This is a genomic window from Endozoicomonas sp., assembly GCF_051008435.1.
Taxonomy (GTDB): Bacteria; Pseudomonadota; Gammaproteobacteria; order Pseudomonadales; family Endozoicomonadaceae; genus Endozoicomonas_A.
This window is the reverse complement of sequence record NZ_JBPCXO010000430.1, coordinates 1-4,238: the sequence shown is the minus strand read 5'-3', so window position 1 is coordinate 4,238 and position 4,238 is coordinate 1. Positions and strand designations below refer to the sequence as shown.

At 46.1% G+C, this 4,238-nt stretch carries 4 protein-coding genes; 1 reads left to right on the top strand and 3 read right to left on the bottom strand.

Features of this window, described 5'->3' with window-relative positions:
- Window positions 1-309 precede the first annotated feature (309 nt).
- Window positions 310-1,572 (bottom strand): SGNH/GDSL hydrolase family protein, encoded by a 1,263-nt coding sequence (locus tag ACR2PX_RS21600; RefSeq protein WP_434001428.1) that lies wholly within the window; start codon window positions 1,570-1,572, stop codon window positions 310-312.
- 155 nt (window positions 1,573-1,727) lie between these two features.
- Window positions 1,728-3,122, bottom strand: coding sequence for an alkyl sulfatase dimerization domain-containing protein (locus ACR2PX_RS21595; protein ID WP_434001427.1), 1,395 nt, complete (start codon window positions 3,120-3,122; stop codon window positions 1,728-1,730).
- Window positions 3,123-3,395: 273 nt separating this feature from the next.
- Between ACR2PX_RS21595 and ACR2PX_RS21590 the strand changes: the two genes are divergently transcribed.
- The gene (locus ACR2PX_RS21590; RefSeq protein WP_434001426.1) at window positions 3,396-4,016 is read left to right on the top strand and encodes a TetR/AcrR family transcriptional regulator; all 621 of its coding nucleotides are present in this window, start codon (window positions 3,396-3,398) and stop codon (window positions 4,014-4,016) included.
- A gap of 32 nt (window positions 4,017-4,048) precedes the next feature.
- On the opposite strand, the gene ACR2PX_RS21585 is transcribed toward ACR2PX_RS21590, so the two are convergent.
- Window positions 4,049-4,238: hypothetical protein (locus tag ACR2PX_RS21585; RefSeq protein ID WP_434001425.1), on the bottom strand; the 190-nt coding region annotated here is incomplete at its 5' end.

The following is a 4,238-nucleotide window of genomic DNA, read 5'->3' as shown; positions in this document are numbered from 1 at the left end:
CGGCCAGTTGGATCAGACCTTTGTATTCGGAAGAAACTTCAGCGACAGGCATTGGCGAATCAAACATAAAAACTTGGTAATTGGGTAGAAAACAATACCTTGGTAACAGCTGATTTGCTACTCCCCTTAGCCCATCACTTAGCCCATCACTTAGCCCATCACTTAGCCATCCCGCCCTCTGCAGACAAAATGATACGGGTCATTGAGCTGGCCGACTTTGAACCGAAAAACGGTAACGATCAACAGCCAAAAGGACCAATAACCCTTTCATCAAAAGACAGGATGATAAGACGGACTTGTTGAGTACTGCTAATCAGCGCTGGGACACTTCCCCGTTAACAGGGCTCTTTTCAGAATCCTCACCCCGGGATCCTGTGACTCGTTAAAGTACCGAATGAGAAGGGCTTCTGGATTAAAGCCTTCTACCACAGGACACCGGGTATCAAAATTTAAATAGGTCATAAGCTGGCAACCCAGAGCCCCCACCCAAAGATTTGCTCTGTCGCCTAAATGGGCAGAATCCCAGAAAAAGAAATCACTGGGATATTCGCACTTTTTTACATCAGAACTGTATCGAATATCGACCACTTCTCGATCATAACAGCCGGTAAAACTGATGGGCACACACCCCTTTTCTAAAACCATTCCCCGATCCCTGGCTTCTTTCAATAAATATTGAAAAATACTGGCATTATCCATAAACAAAACCAGCCGGTCAGAGTATTCTTTTTTTAACTTCAGATAATAAAACGCAGCAAGCTGATTATGTCGATATATAGCTTTTTTTAAATATTTTTTGTTAGGAGAGAGTTTAAGGCAGGGTGTCTCTGTAACGTCAGGCAGGGTTCCCCAAACCAGAATTTTTACTCCTGCATCCAGTAACTGCTTAATAAGATGGTATTGCGTAGTCACCAGAAACTCGGGATCCCAATATTCATTGAGATAGTCATTAGCACCACCGGACATAATCACGACTTCATCATCATTAAATCTCTGGTGCTGCTGTAAAAGTACTTCTGTCTGACGCACCAGATTGACCTGCATCCACTTTGCATTCAAAAGCGAATGATACAGGTTTAACCAGGTAGCTAACTCTGGCACGTCTGACCACCAGGAGGTCAAAAAACTCCATAGATATAAGCCATAACCAATCGTAGTGCTTCCTCCATGGGCAAAATTAACAAACTCCTGCCGACTGGTACTATTCAAATGAATACTTTCCGCCATTATTTCAGAGGAGACCGGCCCATTAGAAAACCGACCTTTCCAGTATGGCTTTTTCGGTAACGATGATAACCCTCCAAAGAGAAAGATATCAGCCGGCAACCACTTCACAATTCCAGGATAAAGGGCCTCTATCTTAGGATCGATATTCTTATCAATACCCGTCAAATAGCTTGAATAACGCTGGAAATTCCCAGTGTCCGTCAGACTGTCTCCAAGATTGTATACTTTTCGAATCTTCAGAGGCTTAGAGCGACAGAGGTGCTCTTCAAGAGGTCGATAAATATCAAACTGACAAAAAGCTGAAATCGGGAATAAAAGAGAAAAATAGACGACGAGTACTCTCACTGACCAATCCCTGTACTTCAATCAGGAAGGTGAAATATAGCAGAGCGTTTAGGATTGCTTTGTCTTAGAGAGGTTGCACGCAAACCTGATGGCTCTGATCGTCAATGATACAGACAGTAGGGAAGACCAGAAAACCTGGCCTTCCCGGAGAGCTGTTAAAGCTTGGCTTTAGCCTTACCTATCTGGGATTGCAACCAGGCAATCTCACTGAACGTTTTGTGAGTTTCACCGGCCTGCTTCAACAGAACCTGTAGCACCTGAATATGGGCTTCAGTCACCTTCTTATTGTTTGGCTCAGCCTCTAAAGCCACCTCTATCAGGTGAATGGCTTTAATGGGGTCACCTTCTTTCAAACGCTTCTGTGCCATTTTGATCACGTTATCAACACCGCCTGACAGCTCCACAAGATCAGAGTACACAATGGTTGGGCGGTAGGGGTACAACTCACTGGTGTACTTGTACTGGAACCAGGCACCGGCCTGATTGACCGTTTCACGGATCGTCCACTCAACACGACCATGCTGCTGGCTCAGGCTGGAGTACTCTTCAGGCAATTGAATATCACGCATCAGCTGATAAACATCCTTGCCCTGACTCAAGCCTGCCCAGATTTCATCGTGCACATAAGTCGCTGCATCCCTGAGCAATGTCAGATTGCTCATGATCTCTTTTTTGTCAGTGATCGGGTCATCCTGACCTGGCAGCAGAATTTCTGGCTCCAGTTCGATCATGGTGTTGAGCGTATCAATGTACTCTTCCAGAATACGGTTTCGGTCAGAACGCACGGTTCCCAGGTTTGGCCACATGGGAATTTCTGGCCCCACAGAACCACCGCCGGCAAACAGAATTTTCTCTTCCGGCATCCACAAACCTGCAGAGTTAATGCCTTCAGCACCAGGCAGGGCCAAAACCTCAAACTTCACACCACCCAGTTCGAACTTATAGCCTTTATGATCTTCTACCAGCACATCAGGAGTGATGGGCTTGTAAGGGAATGGATCTTTTTTCTTGGCCTGTTGCTGAGACTTTTTCATCAGCTCTTTTGTCCAGCTATAGAGCTCGGCATAACGTGGCAGCAGGAACTGACTGGCTTTCTTCCGGTGCACCATGTACTCCGCAGACGAGCGGGTCATGATGATTTGGGTGTCTTCGTCCTTGATCAGGGGAATACCACCGACATCGTCATGCTGGCCCTGAGGCAGGAAGATATATTTTACCGGTCCCTTTAGCACTTCTTTCAGAAGCGCCATCTGTTTGGGTGCCTGATGGGCAAAGCCGGTATCAATGACAACAGCCCCTTCAGGCGTATTGACCAGATAAACGTTGGCAAGACCCGAAACATAAAAGACGTTTTCAGTAATAGCCACACGCTCAATAGGTACACGAATAAGGTCGCCTACCGGGGTACCCCCAGCGCGGACATCCTTGGTATTCAGATTAACATCCGAACCGGTGGAAGCACTGGCGGCAACACTCAGACTCAAACCAAACAGCCATGAGCCTATAGAAAGTACGGCAGAAATCTGTTTCAAACGGGAGGGAATGGACATGGGTTAGGCTCCACACTTTTGTTTTTATTCTTACCGCGAGCGCCTCCTCAAAAACGCAGGAAGTTTCCGCACACGGTAGCTTGCCTTTTAAAAACCCAAACCTGACAAAAAAACAGTACAACTTGGTCAATTTGATTTGGACTATGACAAATATGTTTACACTTTTCAATTTTTGTTTCATTTTATGAGAGATTCTTTTACATCCATGGGTAATCCCATAAAATCCCCGAAAGCTTGAAGACCCGAAGAAGAACTTAAACATGAGCAGCGATCATGAGTAGTGACCCTTTTAGCCATCATTCAAAAAGCAACAGCTCCAAAGCCAGTCGCACACTGAACCTGATTCTGGATGCCGCCATGCGTTGCTACGAACGCAATGGCATCGATAAAACCAATATTGATGAAGTGGCCCGTGAAGCGGGTGTCAGTCGAACCACGTTCTATCGATACGCCAAAAACCGGGAAGATCTGTTTAATCAGGTTCTCAAGCGTGATGCCCATGAGAGGACAGAGGAAAGAAACGTAGCTTTGCGCTATCACGATAATCTGGCCGATGTTCTGATTGATGGCGCACTGTTCAATATGCGTGGCAGAAAGCATCGCACCATGTTCAAATTACTCTTTACTGAAGATCAGCCTTCTTCCGTGGGACGAAGTAACCTCTCGCCAGAAAACTTCCGATTCATGGCCCGATCCATGATTGAAGATCCCTTCAACAGAGAATTGAAAAAAGGCAATATCCGCGAAGGTATGACTCTGGATCTGGCTGTAGAGTTAATTTGCAGAATTCTGCTCTCTCTCATGGCCTATCCCGATCCCTATCTGGATGATGAAAAATCCCTAAGAACATTTCTGGAAGCCACCCTGCTTCCCCCCATCATCAAGGACTCATGATGTTTAACATTCGCCCTGCCGAAACAAAGGATTCAAGAAGCCTCGCTATCATCGGGCAAACCGTCTGGATCACCACCTACGCCAACGAAGGTATACAAGGTAGGCCGCTTCGCGGCGACTTTTTGCCCAGTGCAGCCCTCCAACCTATGGGAAATACCCGTCATTTTCTTTTGTCTATCCTTACTGACTTTGATCCCGAGAACAGCAAAGGATAGAGCCATT

Coding starts and splice junctions, on each gene's coding strand:
- ACR2PX_RS21595 (WP_434001427.1), bottom strand. CDS start 3,122: ATGTCCATTCCCTCCCGTTTGAAACAGATTTCTGCCGTACTTTCTATA.
- ACR2PX_RS21590 (WP_434001426.1), top strand. CDS start 3,396: ATGAGTAGTGACCCTTTTAGCCATCATTCAAAAAGCAACAGCTCCAAA.